This is a genomic window from Vibrio sp. DW001, assembly GCF_029016285.1.
Classification (GTDB): Bacteria; Pseudomonadota; Gammaproteobacteria; order Enterobacterales; family Vibrionaceae; genus Vibrio.
On sequence record NZ_CP091975.1, the window covers coordinates 2,239,157 to 2,256,083 of the forward strand.

Genomic DNA, 16,927 nt, shown 5'->3' on the forward strand with positions numbered 1-16,927 from the left:
CGTCATAACGGTGGTCTCTTAGGCGAACACAAATGATTAGACGCTTGTTTACTTAACGAGTTTTGACACATATGGAAGGTTCCTTTGTCTGTCTTTCCAAGGTAAGCCGTACCCAACCAATAGGTCATCATTCTGCATCTCATCGGCATAATATTGTTCTACCGGAATATTCACTCGACCGGGTTTGACAAACAGAGTCGCGATCAACAGTGACTTCAACTCAAACTGGTCATTGAGGTACTGCGCTAATCGCTTCATTGTTCCTCCGGACTCGATCGCGTCGTCGACAAGAATGACGTTTCTTCCTTTCAGTTCAATGTTTTGGTGGAACACGATCTCAGAATCGTTATTTCTATCCCCGGAGGTATGGGGACAAGAGATGTAGTCCATACGGATATCAAAGGTTAATTCTCTCACCAGATCTGCCGTAAAAAGTATTCCACCCGGAACAACGGTGATAACAACCGCGCATTGCCCCTCGAACTTTTTATTAAGCCTTTGTGCTACCTGAGTAACGCCGTTTTTAATCTGAATGGTATCTAGAACCATCTCGCCTACGTGTGCATTATTCATTGTTTATCCCTACCCTATTCTTATTTCATGTTTTGATTCGTGTACATCATTACTCTTCAATAAATGAGACATTAACAGCGTATAAATAGGAAGAGACACCAACAGATAAAGGGCGCCTTTTAATGACGTTTGATGAGCGATTAAACCAATAATTACGGGCCCGCATTACATACCTCCGTAAGCGAATGTCGCAACAAATGCGACCGCTGTACCCAATTTTTCGGGCTAGATTGACTTTCGATAGATTATATATTGCCTTATTCGGGTCATATAAATAAAATAGATTAATTCTATTTATATATCGAATTTTCCAATGCTTAGACATCTCGCTAACCATCTGCCCTATTTTTCTGCCGTCGCGAAGCACCTTAGTTTTTCCAATGCTGCGATTGAATTAGCCGTGTCTCAATCGTCTATAAGCTATCAGATCAAATGCTTAGAGGAAAAACTCGGATTTAAGCTCTTCATTCGAGGTCAGGGAAGCAAGGTGGAACTGACCTCTAAGGGTAATAAACTCTTTCAAGAATACGTTGTTCTAGAGCGCAATTTTAATCAAGTGGTCTCAGACACTAAGCTGAACAAAAATCGAACCAAGTTAGAGATGACGGCACCTGTAGATTTAGGTGTGAAGCTGCTTACGCCCACGCTTTCTCAACTTGAAATGGATAGACTGATCATCAACCTAGACCTTACCGACAACGTGGTAGACTTTAAGAAGAGTAGATTCGACTTCGCCATCAGAATTAATACTGACGAAAGCGGTTTGGAGTATTTACCTCTGATGGAATCGAAAAATCTATTGTTGTGTAGTAAGCGGTACGCATCAGAAAACCAACTTTCACAATTTGACCAAATCAACGAACACCACCGTTTGATAGTGAGAAATTCGGAAAAAAGTAACACCTGGGAAAAGCTCTTTCTTCAACACGATAGACGTTTTCATAAACATAAGAATATGCAGGTAATCAACAACAGTTTTGCCATCTATCAAGCGATCATTGCCGATACGGGTGTTGGCATTCTGCCAGAATATTTCGTTGACCAAACCAACTACCAAGACCTATACATATTCAAAGAGAACCTGAACGAAACGCCTTTCTATTTGGTCTACCAACCTTCGTATGTCGCCAAGAAGTGGGCTTTATTAATTAAGGAAAACATTATCAAGGCATTAGAGCGACAACAACACGTAGCTTAGATTGGATATGAAAAATCAGCGATTTAAAGTGACAAACTCATGCAGAAAGACGACCGTTAGCCTTTAAACCACACAAGCAAAAATGGCCACTATTGGATGATAGTGGCCATTTTTATTACTTCGGACTAGACCCGTATTGATTCGAGCCTTGAGTTCCTTCGGTGGCCGCGAAATATATCAGTACTAGCACACCAACAACCGGAATGAGCACCAACAATAACCACCAACCTGATTTATCCACATCATGTAGTCTTCTTACCCCTACAGCCAAGGAAGGGACAAATACGGCTAAACTATAAATTAGCCCTAGGAATACCGTACCTAGCACGCCATCTACCATTTGAAATGCGATGCTAATGAGTATATTGACTAAAAAAAACATCCAATATTCTTTGCGTCTCGCTCTTCCCTCAAAAACAGCATAATTTTTTAAGACCGACAGATACCAGTTCATTCTATTCTCCTAACCAACTTATAATTATTGAAGCGACGACTACCGTTGCAATCCTGTTCTATTTAATCTCTATAATCAATAGCACATCTCAAAAATTATACCAGCTAGTATTTCAATCAATTACAGCCAGTTGATAGGGTTACAAGGCTCAATTAATCACATTCCATAACGAAATGGTTTGCCAGCATCAAGCATCGATTTATGAACCGGCTGTAGAGCTTTAGCATACGCCGCAAGCAAACCGATGGTGTATTGGCTTCGTTCGGCTATGTGCTCATTTTTACAGTTAAGTTCCTTATCCAATAATGTTTCGATGTCACGAAAAATCAAATGGTCCGGAAGTAAGCAAACGTGATTGTTTTTGCTCGCGGTCATTCTCAGTTCACTGATCGGGTAGACCCCATTGACGCTTGCGGAAACACTGACTGCAAGTGCAGGTTTATGGGCCAGTTCATTGTCTGTGGTTAATAAGAGAAAGTTTTTCAATGCCGGTGTCGCCATGCCATGCCACTCTGGTGTGATGAAAACAAATGCGTCTGACGATTCAAGTTCCTTCGCCATTTCGCGCCACGGTGCCCATTCATCAGTGCCGCCCCACACACCTTCATTCCAAAATGGCAGGTTCTGTTCATGCAGATCAAACACCTTGATCTGGTCGAAATGAGATTGAGCAACGTTACTTAAATAGTTTGCCACGTTAAGACTTTGTGATTGAGCGCGTTGGCTCCCCGCAATGATGGTCAGTTTCATGATGATTCCTTTTGAGCGTTATTTATTGTCGTGGTTTGGTTGATCGTAATTGGTCTATTGATAGTAATAGGGTGATTGTTAGTAATAGGATGATTGTTAGTAATAGGATGATTGTTAGTAATAGGATGATTGATAGCGGCCCTTGGAGCCGCTAACCAAATTGAGATTAAAATGCCGACAGCACCGAGCAACTGTAACAATGTTAATGACTGGTCCAGAACAATGTAACCAAGAATGACCGCTGAAACGCTGCTTAAAAAGCCGAGAAAAGAGACCGTAATAGTGGGCAGCTTGTCTATTCCGTAAAACCATAACGAATAGGCCAGCATCGCCCCTATCACACTTAAATAGCCATAACCGAGTAGATTATTCAAACTAAGTTCGTTCGGTAACCCTTCCAACCAGATAGCCATAGGTAGCAACATCAGCCCACCGAACAGCAACTGCCATCCAGTGAAATTTAGTAGCGACATTCCGTAAGGCCTGCCCCAGCGTTTCGTCATCACCACGCCAGAGGCCATACTAACTGTGCCTAAAAGTCCCATCACTATTCCACTCGTGCTTAGCTCCGCTTGATTATTAAGAACCAATAGAGCGACACTAACGATGGCGACTAGGCTCGCTAAAGCTTGCTTAAGGCTTAATGTGTTATTAAGCAAAACATAACTCAATGCCATGACTAAGATTGGTTGGACAGACATCACTAAAGCCGCCATTCCGCCCGGCAGGTAAGTAGCCGCAAAGAATAAACAGTAAAAGAAAAAGCCGATATTAAGAAAACCAAGAACGATGAGTCGCCCCCACCATTGTCCTGTAGGTAACATTCGGGTTAGCAGCACTAACATCAAACCCGCGGGTAAGGCTCTTAATGTTGACGCGACAAGCGGACTGTTCTCAGGCAGCAACTCGGTAGTCACAATATAGGTACTTCCCCAAATGATGGGCGCAATAGCCGTAAGCGCCATCGTCCCTAACAATTGAATCCCTTTCATACTCTTTCCTCGTTAGATAATCTTTATAAAAAGTGTCTTTTGTAAAAGATACTTTTTATAAAGTAATGGATATTTTTCTTTTGATCAAGTATCTTTTTTAAAAGTTATTTTCTTAGGAGTTATTTATGCAGGATCAAGTTGACCATATTTTGCAACAATGGCGCGACGCTAAACCGGATTTAGATTGCTCTTCAATGGGGATTGTTGGCCGTTTACGTCGAGTAAATAGGCGTTGGAAGAAACAGTTGGACGACGTTTTCGAGCAGAAAAAAATGACGAGTATCGAATTTGATATTCTTGCGACGCTGCGTCGCAACCAGATACCACTGACCCCGACCGAGCTTTATCAAACATTGATGATATCGTCCGGAGCCATGAGCACCCGTATTGAAATACTGGTTCAACGTGGCTTGATAGAAAGAATAGCCAGTGAAAAAGATCGTCGAAGTTGCAAAGTAAAACTGACGGCTCAGGGCGTGACCGAACTTGATATCGCTTTGGAAGCGCATGTCGCTAATATGGAAGGGATGATTGATGTTCTTGATAGCGAGGAGCAAAAACAGCTCGCTGGATTATTAAAAAAAATATTACTGCCTAGTCAAGAAGACCAAGGATGACTTCAACTTTTATTGACCTAACTCTGTTACCAAACCTGTCCTTTTTAGGAGCATCACTATCATATTAGAATTAGTAACGGTTGTGACTACGGGCCTTTTAGCGGGTGGATTATTAACCGAAGCTCGCATACTGGTACCTTATTGGCGACAAATGCTGACAGAAGAATTTTTGAAACTTCACCATACAATGGCACCGAGCCTCTACCGCTACTTTGCGCCATTAACCGTGATGGGAACCGTTTTTCCTATCCTTGCATGTGTTTTTGTATCGACCCCAAACAGGTTCGTTGGATCTGCGTGGCTCATTAGTGCGGTAAGTGCATTATTATTATTAGGCTTTTATCTGTTCTTTTTCCGCAGTGCCAATAAAACATTCTCACAGACAACCGATGTAGCGGTTGCAAAACCTATACTAGAAAAATGGGCGTCTATGCATACCATTAGAACGTGGATTGCATTCGTCAGTTTTGTCTCTGCAACGGTTGCCATCATTATGGTTTAGGATTTTTAAGCTAATCAAAAAAACCTTCCTGTCGCGCTTAGCCACAGGAAGGTTTATTAGTACGCTATCTTGCTCAGTATCGATATCGCCAAAGACTTATTAAGAGTCAATGCCTAATGCTTCTTTAATTCCGGAGGCAATGGTAATGACATTGGCACCGTATATTATTTGGACACTTTTCGTCATCCGCACAACACCAATTGTAGTTTTTGGGTCGGCTTTTTGAAAACCGAACAGCTGATCATTAACCATTGTTCGTTGAGAACTGAACGTTGGGATGCGCGTTAGGTATTAAACAACGCATCCCCTTCAAGGCGTCAGTACTCACTCGTATTATCGATAGTCAGATTAAAGGCGAAATCGCCCTTCCTCCCTTTTAGGGTTAGTGCTTCTATTTACTGGTATTCACCTAACATTTAAACAAAGTGATTTTTAATAAAGCTTCTTGATGCAAAGACGAGCATACCCGTAGAAATGACAAATCCAATGGTTATCATGAACCCGATAGGCAGCCCTTGCGTGGCATTCTCTACACTTTGAAAAATCCAATGCGTAGGAAAGATACCGAAAAGATGCTTAAGTTTTTCAGGCACAAAAAAAGCACAAACAGGCAATAGAACCAACATATTGAAGGCTTTGATGTAAATCATTCCCTGCATTCGATTTTGAGCAATTGAATTAATCGACAACGCGTACACGGGTACTACTAACGCGGCAAGCAGAGATATTAATACGTTGTCAGTGAAATCAATGTCAAAGAAAGGCTGCACCATAAATAAGATCACATTCAAGAGCAGCGTAAATAGATAAGGAATAAGAAACCGAGACACAATATATTCAAACTTAGAGAGTGGTACGACACCATAAACCTTAGCCACATCATTCTCTTTTTCGTCTATCAAAACCATCGTGCTGATAAAGGAAAACGCCTGTGTATTCTCGATGACGGCAATAATTAAAAACAGGCTCAAATAGGTCACTAAGAAATCGTATTTTTCGACTAAAGCAGGTACCCCCCACACGATCAAAATAAATAGGAATACCGGTAACAACAACATCCCTCTCAAAGATTTATCCCGAAAAATAATTTTGAAGTCGGTGATTGAGAGTTTTAGTATTTTATTCATTGATACACCACCTTTTTACTGAACTGTTTAAATGCCAACCAATAAAACAACGGCACCATCACAAGAACCGAAATATAAGCGCCCCAATCGTTAATATCTGTCCCACTGATGGCGGTGTCTATTAAGTCCAAACTCCCTTGAATAGGAAATAGATATTTAATAAAACCCATATCGACAACACCCAAATATTGTAAGAGTGGGACATTAATGAAGGTTAGAAAAACAGGGATTGATAGCATTCCAAACTTGATAAATTCATTTGCGAATGTAAGCATAAAAATGCCTAACAAAGTAGAGAGTACGCATATCCCCATCGTGCCGATAATAAAGGGCAGCATATCAAAATCTACACCTTTTACGGTTATCGCTAAGCCCAAAGAACAGACAAGTCCGATCGTTGATATTGCGATAGTTTTGGACAAAAGGTAGGTATGCATATTTAAAGGTGTGATAAATATTGCCGGCAATATTTGATGCTTAATCTCTGTGTAGATCGCCAATGCCACAAAAAAATACCCAATGACAGCAGGATCATTTAACACCAAAAACACAAGCAACATGTCTACACTGCCCATCTCTTTTAAAAGGTACAAAAGCACACCATAGATAAGCGTCACCGCGACACTGATGCCAATAATACTGTTTTTTTGGAGCAGCAAAAATTGCCATTTTAATTGCACTATACATTTTTTCATATCAAAGCGACTTACCTGTTATACGAATGAAAACCTCTTCTAGCGTGGCTTCTTGCGTGTGAATTCGTTTGATTTCATCTTCCTTGATAAAGGCCGAAAATTCTTGATTTTCGCCCAAGTTCTTCAATGGAAACTCGACGGAATGACCATTGTATAATTCAACGATTACCGCTTCGCGTCCGTACTGCTTTTTAAGGTTTTTAGGCGTATCCGTTACCTGTAGTTTGCCATCAACAATAAAGGAAACACGGTCACAGATTTGGTCTGCGGTTTCCATACTGTGGGTCGTTACAAAGATGGTTTTCCCTTCCGCCTTTAACGCTAAAATATGCTGTTTTATCCTGTGTGCATTAACAGGATCAAGCCCAGAAGTTGGCTCATCAAAAAACAGTATGTCTGGGTTATGCTGTATGGCCCTTATAAAATTCAGGCGCATTTTCATCCCTTTAGAATAGGCTTCAACGGGCTGGTTAATTGCGTCTGCCATGTCCACCATTTCAAAAAGATCTTCTATACTTTTGGTTGGTTTCTTTTCATAAAAAGAAGAAAACAGGTTCAGGTTTTCTTTTCCTGTCAGTTTTAGATAATGGTTGGGTAATTCAAAACCAACACCTATTTTCTCAAAGTAGGTATTATCCCAATCGGACAGGTTTTTTCCGTCTACCTTTGCCATGCCTTTGTATTTTCGATAGGTTTTATACAACAGTTTTTGCGCGGTACTTTTGCCTGCGCCTGATGGGCCTAAAAACCCAAACACTTCGCCTTTCGCAATAGTAAAGCTCAACCCTTTCAACGTTGGGGTATCATTTTTTGGGTATTGAAATACCAAATCTTCTATCTGTATCATTCGTTTATTCTCAGTGTAGACTTATCAAATGATGGCTTTGTTAATCGGATATAATCATCCACCATTATCATCAACTCGTCTTTTTTACCTTTATACACAGGGGTATTTTCTTGGATGCTTTTCTTCGGGTTAATGACCTCTGCAAATATCATATTCTCTTGAATGCTGGTACCCATTTTATACAACATGAACGCCATGGTTTTAACCGGTATATCATCACGGAAAAGTCCCCGCTCTATTTCATGTTCAACCATCCCTTCAAAGGCGGATATGGTTTGTTTAACCATGTCTTCGTACAGGTCTTTAATTGACGGCGAATTAAGGTTGCTGATGAGATTAAACAGAAAATGACTTTGCAGAGGATTTTCATTATCGAATTGAACCCCATGCTCATATAGCGCGCGGAAATAATGCCAAAAGTCGGGGTAATCGGTTCGCGATATGGACCCTACATATTTTATTTTGGTGGCACCGCATTCTCCAATAAGATAAAGAAACAGATCCAGTTTTGTTTCAAAATATTGGTAAATACTGCCCTTCGCGATACCTAGCTGTTTTACCACAACGGTTAGAGAAGCTTCATCAAAAGGTTTGGTCGCAAACTCTCTTAAAAAGGCATCGGTTATTTGCTTTTTCTTGGCTTCATTTAGGTTCAAAAACGTCTTCTTTGGCACTAGATTATCCATTTGTGACTGCATAGTCATAAACTATCACGCAACAATATGACTGGCAAGTCATATTTTGTTGGTGAATGAATGTGGAACGGTAGAGACGGGTAGAAAATGAATGATACTTAAGAATTGGGTGTTGTCGTAAGGTTTGAGTATTTTCCGTTGTTCAAACTAATTCGTTGAGTAATCGTGTCGCTTTTTCCTGCTATAATCGAATTCTTAATATGTATCGTTAGGTATATGTACGTGAATTCTATTCTACAAAGTATCTTAAACTGGCATCAGCAACGACATCCAGAATACAGAGATACAAATGAAGCTAATAGTGAATCTATAATACATATCAAGACTCTCTGCTCTGATATTTTAGAGCCTATTGAAACCAAATTTGGAACTGTAAAGATTACATATGGTTATACCAGTCAACCATTACTAAAGTACATTAAGAAAAATAGCCCAGGGGATATGTCCCCCAACATTGATCAACATGCGGCAATGGCACTCAATAACAAAGGAAATAGAATCTGTAAGAGAGATGGCGCTTCATGCGATTTTTATGTTGTCGGCTACGAAAATAAAATGGATCAGATTGCTAAATACCTCGTAAAGCATTTGCCATATGACAGGCTCTATTTTTATGGAAAAGATCGGCCAGTACACATAAGCATTGGTCCCGAAAACGCTCAATACGCGTTAATCAGAACCGCACGTAGTGACGGGCTTCGCGTAAATCGAAAAAGCGCGATTGAAATGGCAGCGCATACACTATTCGATAATTTATAATCCGGTAATAACTTTATTTGTAGGCACGCAATGGACGCGAAAACTTTCTCTCAATTGGTTTCAAAAATCGCAACCGGTAAGCATCTACCAGACGCCATTTATCTACATAGAGATGCATTTTCTAGTTTGCCTATCGTCCTAGCAAAGTTTGTCCCTGCTGTAGCCAACGCTGTTAACCTAAAAAATGAGGATTGGAATCTGGTTAAGCTTTTCAAAAAAGATTTTCGCATCTCTCTTTTACACTACCCAGATTTCTATACAGACTCTTACCCTGCTTTAAAACAAAGCTTGAACGTTAACCTTACTAAACTTACACACAAAATCACAAGCTATGAGAGCACTGATAACCCCCCTATACTACACCGCAAAGAAACGATGATTTTATCCGATAATGACCACTACGAACATTTTATATCACTAACACAAGAGGGTGAAAACGCAGGTCTTTATCAAAATAGTCGATTGATTGGTTTTAAGCGTTCTTGGGAAAACCTTATTGCTCGTCACGGGTATGAACTTGTAGATGGCCGATTATTTCGAAGCTCTGCTGTTCAAACTAATGACGAGGAGACTGGTATTGATAGGCATAAAACCGCAATTGTTCGTCATGAACTTTCTGCTCCGATGAAAAGCCTAATTAAATATGGTTACTTAGAGGGTTCATATTCGATATTCGATTACGGGTGTGGTCGCGGTGACGACCTGAGAGAATTAGAAGCACATGGGCTCGATGCCATTGGATGGGATCCTAATTTTCAACCTGATAATGATAGAGTCAGATCTGATATTGTTAATCTCGGTTTTGTGCTTAACGTTATTGAAGACCAAGATGAAAGGCTCGAAGCGTTGTTGGGGGCTTTTGAATTAGCAGGAAAGCTTCTTGTTGTATCAGTTATGTTGGCAAACGAAAATCACATAGCGCAGTTTAGGGCTTATAAAGATGGCGTGATTACTTCTCGAAATACCTTCCAAAAATACTACGCTCAATCAGAGATTAAAACCTATATAGAAAGAACAATCCAAGAAGATGTCATTGCTGTAGCACCCGGTATTTTTTACATTTTTAAAGATAAAATTGAAGAGCAATTGTACCTACAGAATAAATATAAACGCCATCATAAATGGGAGCACCTCACCTCTCCCACTCCAATTGAATCAAAAGATAAAGCTAAGCTTATCATTACGCAAAACCAAACCCTATTTGACGATTTTTGGAGAACTTGCCTCAAGCTAGGTAGAATCCCAGCGAACGATGAGTTTGACCAGTCAGAAAAGGTTCGAGAGCTCATAGGCTCTCATAAAAAAACGTTCGGACTCTTACAAGAACTATTTGATAACAGTGAGTTTGAACAAGCAAAAAAATCACGCCAAGAAGATCTATTACTCTACTTAGCAATGGGATTATTCGAGAGGCGCAAGCCATACACTAGCCAATCAGATGCATTTAAAAGAGATATTAAAGCACTGTTTTCTGATTACAAAACAGCGATGAATTTAGCTGCCGAACTACTGTTTGCAATCTCAGATAACGCATTGGTTCAAGCTCAATGCGAAAAAGCACACAAAAGTTTACCTGCAAGTTTATTAAATACTGGTCATTCATTGTTATTACAAAAAAACTATATTGATGACCTTCCACTGCTGCTTCGCACGTATGTTGCCGCAGGTTTACAGATGTATGGCGATCTTGATGACAACATAGATTTAATAAAAATCCATACGACGTCAGGCAAACTGACACTTACTGTCTACGACGACTTTGAAAAATCTGTACCTTTCTTAGTTGAAAGGATAAAAATTAAAATGGCCGATCAAGACATTGATTTTTTTGATTACGTGGATGAAAAATACAGACCTCCTTTACTAAACAAGCACTTATATATGCCTGAGACTGGCATTAATTATAAGAAGCAATTGAGTTTTGATATGCGATTGTCGAAACTTTTAACATACAGTTTTAGTGAGGAAATACAGCAACCACATCAACTATTTTTTGACCAACTAGATATAAAGAAAAAGAAAATTCACAATTACCAGATTATTGGTAAATAACGCAACTATATCTCCTGCATTTATCATATTTCATATAGATTAATACCCACTATATAGGTAAAATGCCTGCTCAAATTTGGCATACCTGAACTAAGGTTTGTTAATAACGTAATTTTCTCATACAAAAATGAGAGCTTAGTTTGTCATTATTTGACGTACCAACCTTAATTAAGTCTCGTAAATAACAAACCATAAGGTGAAATATGACAAATCAAGACTCAGGATATTGTTACTCCTTTCCAGCAGTGAGAGGCATGCAAGCAGGTAGACCTTTCTATATTGCTACTTGTCCACTAAGAATTATCCCAAAAATATTTAGTTATAATGAGGATGATGTGCCACCAGAACTTCGCGCTCAGCGGACGCTGAACAAGACTCGAATTCCTGAAATGGTGAAGTACCTTTTAGATAACCCAAATGAGTACGTTTTTTCAGCTTTGACTGCTTCTGTTGGTATTGAGATCTCTTTTGACGGCCATAACGATGCCCCAAACTTAGGCACCTTGAAAATTCCGATGGATGCTCAAATCCTCATTAATGACGGACAACATCGCAGAAAAGCCATAGAAGAAGCATTAAGAGAAAACCCAGATCTAGGCCAAGATAATATTCCCGTTCTATTTTTTATTGATGAAGGTCTAACACGTAGTCAACAAATGTTTGCTGATCTAAATAAATACGCAGTAAAACCCAGTCCTTCGCTTAGTACTCGCTATGACCACCGAGACGAAAGCTCCGCGCTGGCTCGATATTTAGCGGATGAAATCAAACCATTTATTGGCCATACAGAAATGGAAAAATCGAGTATAAGTCCTAAATCGGCCAAACTTTTCACTCTCAGCAGCATTAAGCAGGCAACTCGTGCCTTATTGAGTAAAGGCCCAAAAGATGGGTTTAGTGAAGACGAAAGAAATCTTGCGGCCGAATATTGGCAAGAAGTGACCAAACACATAAAAGATTGGCAGATGGTCATAGACAAAGAAGTCTATCCTGCTCAATTAAGACAAGAATATATCCATGCTCATGGCGTTGGGCTCCATGCTCTAGGGCTACTGGGTAAACACCTATTATGCGAAGAGCCATCTGAATGGAAAAATAAGTTGGCTCTACTATCCAACATCGACTGGAGAAAAACCAATCCAGAATGGATAAAACGTAGTATGAATCACGGGAAGCTGAGTAAATCGACAATAAATATTCAGTTGACTACTAACGTATTAAAAATTGAACTTGGGTTACCTTTGACCCCGGATGAGATTGCGCTAGAGAAACAGTTATCATGATAAACAAATTAAAATTAGCGGTAGATCTTGACGAAGAATATCAAGATTTCATTAATCTAGAGACTTTTGCTAACAATAAATTAAGCCATTATATTGCCGATGTTCAACGAGTTTATCGTGCAGATAAAAGGCCTTGGGTTATAGGCTACAGCGGCGGTAAAGACTCCTCAGCAGTGATGTCTCTTATATATATGGCACTACTAGGTCTGGAATCCAAAGACCGTCACAAGCCTATCTTTGTTGTATCTTCTGACACGTTAGTCGAAACACCTGTCGTTGTGAATCACATCAACAATTCACTCGCGGCTATCGAAAAAGGCGCTAAACGAAATCAACTTCCTATCAGTTGCCATAAAGTTGTACCTGAAGCAGATCAAACATTTTGGTCTAGCTTATTAGGAAAGGGCTACCCTGCACCAACTCGCTCTTTTCGTTGGTGCACGGAACGGATGAAAATCAATCCGGTTAGTGACTTTATTAAAACTAAAGTATCTCAGTTTGATGAGGTTATTGTTGTATTGGGATCTCGAAGTGAAGAGAGTGCATCTCGTGCACAAGTCATCGCCAAACATAAAATAGATGGTTCTCGTTTAGCTCGGCACACTACACTTTCTAATGCGTTTATTTACACACCTATTGATACATGGGCAGTAAACGATGTATGGAAAATATTACGACTTTGTCATTTAGAAACAAAAGAAACACCCCGCGGCACAACAAATATTTGGAGTAACCGTTACGATCTTGAATGGGAAAACCCATGGGGTGGCAAAAACCTTATATTGTGGAATTTGTACAAAGATTCATCTGGCCAAGGCGAATGTCCCATGGTTATCGATGAAACTACGCCCTCCTGTGGTAATTCTCGTTTTGGATGCTGGACTTGTACCGTAGTAACAAAAGACCGTGCAATGGAAAGCTTAATCCAAAATGGTGAAGAATGGATGGCACCACTCCTGAAGTTTCGTAATGACTTAGCCATAACAACAGATCCTACGAATAAAGATGAGTACCGAAACTTCAAGCGCCGCACCGGAAAAGTAACCAATCAGGCTTCCTATAAAGGTGATAAGTTAAAAACTCTTAATGATATTAAAAATCATATCACCTTAGAGGAAGGGCAATCTTTAGAGATATCAAAAGATGAAACTCAGGTTAAGCTACTTAGCAATGGTGAATTAGTCGAGCACTACTCATTTCAACTAGTAAAAAGCACATCAGCTCACCCTAACCCCACAGAGTTAGCATGGCATTTAATTCGATTTATCCCTGGTCCATATTGGTTGAAGTATCGGAGACAATGGCTTCGTGAATTATTAGAACTCAATAAAAAATATAAGTCAGAAGGTCGTGAGATCGAACTGATTACTACTCCTGAATTACATGCCATTAGGCAAGAGTGGATTCACGATCCAAACGAGCCGGATTGGGACGATTCTCTTCCGACCATCTTTCGTGATGTATATGGATATGATTTAGATTGGGTATACGATGATAATGCTAGTTTTGGTAAAAACGATGCTCAATTAATTAATGAATTGAGTGAAAATTTTGATGTCGCTCCAGAGCTAATTATGAAGCTAATTGAACTTGAAATGTCAATGGAAGGCTTAAGCAGGCGTAACGGTATCAGTAACAAAATTGCATCGCTACTCAAGCAAGATTGGGGAAGCCTTGAGGAGATCAAGCAAAAGAATGCTGCACTTCAAAGCAAAGCAGAGTTTGATATTCACCAACATGAAATCGAACGATACAACCAACAATTGGCTGATATTGATAAACAGCTACTAAAAGAGTTTTAACTAAGCCATGCTGATTACTAAATTAACCTTAAACAATTTCAGAGTTTTTCGTGGTTTTCATGAAATTGATTTACGACCTGCACCAGCAAGACTGGCCAAGACGGGCCCGATTGAAGGCACTGAACGACCAATCATTCTATTTGGTGGGTTAAACGGTGCAGGAAAAACTTCGATTCTAACGGCGGTTCGCCTCGCACTATTTGGCCGCCAATCATTTGGGCAACCACTCTCTAACGCTGACTATATTAACGCCTTGGGTGAACTTATTCATAAGGGTGTTGGCCATGGTGGCGTACAAGATAATGCCTCAATTGCACTTGAATTCAAATACAGCCAAAACGGTGAAGAGAACACCTACAAAGTTGTACGAGTTTGGAAAAAAGATAAAAAAGATAGCCTAACTCTTGAAAAAGATGGCATTCAGATTCCAGAGCTTAGTTACGATCAATGCCAAGGTTTTTTAAACGAATTAATCCCAACAGGTATTGCCGACCTTTTCTTCTTCGATGGTGAGAAAATAGCTGACCTTGCTGAAGATGAATCCGGCAGTGTATTAAAAACTGCCGTACGTCGCCTACTTGGGTTAGATGTAATAGGTAAGCTGAAAAGCGATCTAAGTATATACCTCAAAAAACAAGGCTCTGTCACACTCACTCAATCTATTAGAGAAGAGATGGACTCCTTCGATGTTAAGCGCATTGAACACGAACGAAATGCAGAAGGATTGCGTGGAGAAGTTGATCGGGTAGTCGAAAATATACGTATCATCACAAGCGATATCCTAACTTTAGAGAATAAGCTGTCTCAAAATGGCGGAGCTTGGGCAAAAAGCAGAAAAACCGAAACACTGAAAGTTGATGAGCTTCTTAAAGAAAAGATAGAGCTTGAGAAGCAGATCCGAATGGAAATGGAAGCAAGTTTACCATTTGCACTTGCTCCTAAAACAATGTCTTTGTTACTGAGTAACATAGAACAAGAACAGAAGATTAAACAAAAGCAAAACTTTGGACAGGAATTAGACTCATTCCTGGAAATTCTAAAAGATAAGCTTGCATTTAACCTGAGTAGCTCCGCTCCTGCTGCAATGGATGCCATTACTGATAGCTTAACAGAACATTTAGGTGATTTTTCTGAACAAACGCGTCTATTTGATATTTCTGATCGTGAAGCCGCTACTGTGGAATACCAAATAAATCAGCAATCATCACACGCTTTTCATCGCTTTGACAAAACTAGAACACGCTTGGAACAGGTTGAAGAAGAAATTGACAACGCCTCTAATAACATTGCACGAGCGCCTGAAGAAGAACAAGTTCAAGAGCTATTTACTAATATACGTGACCTTGATAAAAAGAAAGAAAAACTGATTATCAAATATCACGACTTATTAGAAGAAGCCAAAAGAGAGTTGAGATTAGCTCTTGAGAAAACAAGACAAATTCAAAAATTACATGATAAAAATAAAGATCAGTCAAACAAAGATAGTGGCACGGCCAACGCTCAAAACTCCATGTTACTTCTTGAAAAATTTGGTGAGCAACTTACAAAAGCACGCGTTAAGCAACTTGAACGCGAATTTGTTGCGTCATATAAGAAACTAGCTCGTAAAAAAGACATTCAGCTTTCAGCATCGATAAACCCAACAACATTTGATGTTGAATTAATCGACGAGCATGGCATTAAGATCAACCGTAAATCTATGTCCGCAGGTGAAAAACAAATTTATGCTATTTCTATTCTTGAAGCATTAGGTAAAACATCTGGTCGAAAATTACCTATTATCATCGATACTCCATTGGGTAGATTGGATTCACACCATAGAGATAAGCTTGTAGAAAACTACTTCCCTACAGCAAGTCACCAAGTCGTTATTTTATCTACAGATACTGAAATCGATAAAAATTATACTAATTTGATTCAAGATGACATTGCACGTAAATATGAAATTCGTTTCGACGGCACAACCAAGTCATCGAAACTAGTAGAAGGTTACTTTTGGAAAGAGCTAACTAAGGAGTCTGTGTAATGTTACCGAACCGAATGAGTTTGTCGCGTACAACAGAGGAACAGCTGAAGAAACTAAAAGGCTACACGGGTATCACGCCAAATGTCTCTGCACGTATCGCCTTCTTCCGCTCTATTGAAAGTGATTTTAGGTATAGCGACCAGGATGCAAAACTTGATGGTTCATTAGTACTGGATAAGTTTACTTGGCTTGGTGAGACTAGCGATATAACTGAGCTAGTATTGAAAATGTACTATCCAGAATTTGATACTAAGCAATACCAACAAGCTTGGGCTGCCCATGTTGAGGATGGAATTGCCTCACTAAGGAATCATAAGTCCATAGAAGCGCTTGCTAAAAAGTTATAACCGAACAATGGCTTATCTTCCATTGTTTCAATTTCATTTGATGAAGCAATTTTTATCTAGATCTCAAAACCAAGGCTCAAGAAGCAGAAAAAAGTTAGAAGGTAGTTTAGTAATACCCAGTTGGTAGCCGAGTTCACCTTAAAGCTAACCGATCCAGTGCTATATAAAAAAGAGAAATAGCTCAGATATAAACTGACAGCCGCCGTAT

The 16,927-nt window shown here is 39.7% G+C and carries 17 protein-coding genes; 9 read left to right on the forward strand and 8 right to left on the reverse strand.

Annotation, left to right across the window (positions count from 1 at the left end; genetic code table 11):
• Positions 1-48 precede the first annotated feature (48 nt).
• Positions 49-573 (reverse strand): phosphoribosyltransferase family protein, encoded by a 525-nt coding sequence (locus L3V77_RS10165; RefSeq protein ID WP_275134045.1) that lies wholly within the window; start codon positions 571-573, stop codon positions 49-51.
• Between the two features lie 313 nt (positions 574-886).
• On the opposite strand from L3V77_RS10165, the gene L3V77_RS10170 reads away from it, so the two are divergent.
• Positions 887-1,771: a LysR family transcriptional regulator gene (locus L3V77_RS10170; RefSeq protein WP_275134046.1), complete on the forward strand. Its 885-nt coding sequence runs from the start codon at positions 887-889 to the stop codon at positions 1,769-1,771.
• Between the two features lie 115 nt (positions 1,772-1,886).
• Here the strand turns inward: L3V77_RS10170 and L3V77_RS10175 are convergent, their stop codons facing one another.
• From L3V77_RS10175 to L3V77_RS10185, 3 genes are all read right to left on the reverse strand, one after another.
• On the reverse strand, positions 1,887-2,225 hold the full coding sequence (locus L3V77_RS10175; protein ID WP_275134047.1) for a DUF805 domain-containing protein: 339 nt from the start codon (positions 2,223-2,225) through the stop codon (positions 1,887-1,889).
• A gap of 156 nt (positions 2,226-2,381) precedes the next feature.
• Complete coding sequence (locus tag L3V77_RS10180) at positions 2,382-2,975, reverse strand: NAD(P)H-dependent oxidoreductase (RefSeq protein ID WP_275134048.1); 594 nt, start codon at positions 2,973-2,975, stop codon at positions 2,382-2,384.
• On the reverse strand, positions 2,972-3,967 hold the full coding sequence (locus L3V77_RS10185) for a DMT family transporter (protein ID WP_275134049.1): 996 nt from the start codon (positions 3,965-3,967) through the stop codon (positions 2,972-2,974). Before L3V77_RS10185 ends, L3V77_RS10180 begins: the two co-directional genes overlap by 4 nt.
• A gap of 125 nt (positions 3,968-4,092) precedes the next feature.
• Between L3V77_RS10185 and L3V77_RS10190 the strand changes: the two genes are divergently transcribed.
• Both L3V77_RS10190 and L3V77_RS10195 read left to right on the forward strand, forming a co-directional pair.
• Entirely contained in the window at positions 4,093-4,584 is a 492-nt protein-coding gene (locus tag L3V77_RS10190; RefSeq protein WP_275134050.1) for a MarR family transcriptional regulator, read from the forward strand.
• An 82-nt stretch (positions 4,585-4,666) separates the two neighbouring features.
• Positions 4,667-5,086 (forward strand): DUF1772 domain-containing protein, encoded by a 420-nt coding sequence (locus L3V77_RS10195; RefSeq protein WP_275134051.1) that lies wholly within the window; start codon positions 4,667-4,669, stop codon positions 5,084-5,086.
• A gap of 416 nt (positions 5,087-5,502) precedes the next feature.
• Here the strand turns inward: L3V77_RS10195 and L3V77_RS10200 are convergent, their stop codons facing one another.
• From L3V77_RS10200 to L3V77_RS10215, 4 genes are read right to left on the reverse strand one after another with little or no spacing between them, the layout of a single operon-like run.
• Entirely contained in the window at positions 5,503-6,213 is a 711-nt protein-coding gene (locus L3V77_RS10200) for a hypothetical protein (RefSeq protein ID WP_275134052.1), read from the reverse strand.
• Complete coding sequence (locus L3V77_RS10205) at positions 6,210-6,908, reverse strand: hypothetical protein (RefSeq protein ID WP_275134053.1); 699 nt, start codon at positions 6,906-6,908, stop codon at positions 6,210-6,212. The genes L3V77_RS10200 and L3V77_RS10205 overlap by 4 nt, the downstream gene beginning before the upstream one ends.
• A gap of 1 nt (position 6,909) precedes the next feature.
• On the reverse strand, positions 6,910-7,755 hold the full coding sequence (locus tag L3V77_RS10210) for an ABC transporter ATP-binding protein (protein WP_275134054.1): 846 nt from the start codon (positions 7,753-7,755) through the stop codon (positions 6,910-6,912).
• Positions 7,752-8,429: a TetR/AcrR family transcriptional regulator gene (locus L3V77_RS10215; RefSeq protein WP_275134055.1), complete on the reverse strand. Its 678-nt coding sequence runs from the start codon at positions 8,427-8,429 to the stop codon at positions 7,752-7,754. The genes L3V77_RS10210 and L3V77_RS10215 overlap by 4 nt, the downstream gene beginning before the upstream one ends.
• A 243-nt stretch (positions 8,430-8,672) precedes the next feature.
• Between L3V77_RS10215 and L3V77_RS10220 the strand changes: the two genes are divergently transcribed.
• The 6 genes from L3V77_RS10220 (at position 8,673) to dndE (ending at position 16,719) form a co-directional block, all read left to right on the forward strand.
• Entirely contained in the window at positions 8,673-9,209 is a 537-nt protein-coding gene (locus L3V77_RS10220; RefSeq protein ID WP_275134056.1) for a hypothetical protein, read from the forward strand.
• 30 nt (positions 9,210-9,239) lie between these two features.
• Entirely contained in the window at positions 9,240-11,261 is a 2,022-nt protein-coding gene (locus L3V77_RS10225) for a DNA phosphorothioation-associated putative methyltransferase (protein ID WP_275134057.1), read from the forward strand.
• 203 nt (positions 11,262-11,464) lie between these two features.
• Positions 11,465-12,544 (forward strand): DNA sulfur modification protein DndB, encoded by a 1,080-nt coding sequence (gene dndB / locus L3V77_RS10230; RefSeq protein WP_275134058.1) that lies wholly within the window; start codon positions 11,465-11,467, stop codon positions 12,542-12,544.
• A complete protein-coding gene (locus L3V77_RS10235) occupies positions 12,541-14,346 on the forward strand; it encodes a DNA phosphorothioation system sulfurtransferase DndC (protein WP_275134059.1) in 1,806 nt (601 codons plus the stop codon). Before dndB ends, L3V77_RS10235 begins: the two co-directional genes overlap by 4 nt.
• Positions 14,347-14,353: 7 nt before the next feature.
• Positions 14,354-16,372: a DNA sulfur modification protein DndD gene (gene dndD / locus L3V77_RS10240; RefSeq protein WP_275134060.1), complete on the forward strand. Its 2,019-nt coding sequence runs from the start codon at positions 14,354-14,356 to the stop codon at positions 16,370-16,372.
• A complete protein-coding gene (gene dndE / locus L3V77_RS10245) occupies positions 16,372-16,719 on the forward strand; it encodes a DNA sulfur modification protein DndE (RefSeq protein WP_275134061.1) in 348 nt (115 codons plus the stop codon). The genes dndD and dndE overlap by 1 nt, the downstream gene beginning before the upstream one ends.
• Positions 16,720-16,927 lie beyond the last annotated feature (208 nt).

Bases quoted from the DNA above. Each gene is read 5' to 3' on its own strand.
- L3V77_RS10165 (WP_275134045.1), bottom strand. From the start codon at position 573: ATGAATAATGCACACGTAGGCGAGATGGTTCTAGATACCATTCAGATT.
- L3V77_RS10170 (WP_275134046.1), top strand. From the start codon at position 887: ATGCTTAGACATCTCGCTAACCATCTGCCCTATTTTTCTGCCGTCGCG.
- L3V77_RS10175 (WP_275134047.1), bottom strand. From the start codon at position 2,225: ATGAACTGGTATCTGTCGGTCTTAAAAAATTATGCTGTTTTTGAGGGA.
- L3V77_RS10180 (WP_275134048.1), bottom strand. From the start codon at position 2,975: ATGAAACTGACCATCATTGCGGGGAGCCAACGCGCTCAATCACAAAGT.
- L3V77_RS10185 (WP_275134049.1), bottom strand. From the start codon at position 3,967: ATGAAAGGGATTCAATTGTTAGGGACGATGGCGCTTACGGCTATTGCG.
- L3V77_RS10190 (WP_275134050.1), top strand. From the start codon at position 4,093: ATGCAGGATCAAGTTGACCATATTTTGCAACAATGGCGCGACGCTAAA.
- L3V77_RS10200 (WP_275134052.1), bottom strand. From the start codon at position 6,213: ATGAATAAAATACTAAAACTCTCAATCACCGACTTCAAAATTATTTTT.
- L3V77_RS10205 (WP_275134053.1), bottom strand. From the start codon at position 6,908: ATGAAAAAATGTATAGTGCAATTAAAATGGCAATTTTTGCTGCTCCAA.
- L3V77_RS10210 (WP_275134054.1), bottom strand. From the start codon at position 7,755: ATGATACAGATAGAAGATTTGGTATTTCAATACCCAAAAAATGATACC.
- L3V77_RS10225 (WP_275134057.1), top strand. From the start codon at position 9,240: ATGGACGCGAAAACTTTCTCTCAATTGGTTTCAAAAATCGCAACCGGT.
- dndB (WP_275134058.1), top strand. From the start codon at position 11,465: ATGACAAATCAAGACTCAGGATATTGTTACTCCTTTCCAGCAGTGAGA.
- L3V77_RS10235 (WP_275134059.1), top strand. From the start codon at position 12,541: ATGATAAACAAATTAAAATTAGCGGTAGATCTTGACGAAGAATATCAA.
- dndD (WP_275134060.1), top strand. From the start codon at position 14,354: ATGCTGATTACTAAATTAACCTTAAACAATTTCAGAGTTTTTCGTGGT.
- dndE (WP_275134061.1), top strand. From the start codon at position 16,372: ATGTTACCGAACCGAATGAGTTTGTCGCGTACAACAGAGGAACAGCTG.